The organism is Psychrobacter proteolyticus, assembly GCF_038155145.1.
GTDB lineage: Bacteria > Pseudomonadota > Gammaproteobacteria > Pseudomonadales > Moraxellaceae > Psychrobacter > Psychrobacter proteolyticus_B.
Window position 1 is genome coordinate 1 of the sequence record NZ_JBAKAY010000212.1, and the last position, 211, is coordinate 211.

At 48.3% G+C, this 211-nt stretch carries 1 pseudogene; it reads left to right on the forward strand.

Features of this window, described 5'->3' with window-relative positions:
- Positions 1-6 precede the first annotated feature (6 nt).
- A pseudogene (locus V6252_RS13570) lies at positions 7-211 on the forward strand (carboxyl transferase domain-containing protein); the annotation flags it as partial.

The window sequence follows — 211 nt, forward strand, 5'->3', positions numbered from 1 at the left end:
GTCTAAAAACACCTACGAGCTCAAGAGATTGCGCTAGAAAACCATTTGCCATGCGTCTTTCTAGTCGATTCCGGGGGTGCCAACTTACCCAACCAAGATGATGTGTTCCCTGATAATGAACATTTCGGCCGTATATTTTTTAATCAAGCTAACCTCAGTGCGGCTGGCATTCCACAGATTGCTGGGGTTATGGGCAGCTGTACGGCTGGGG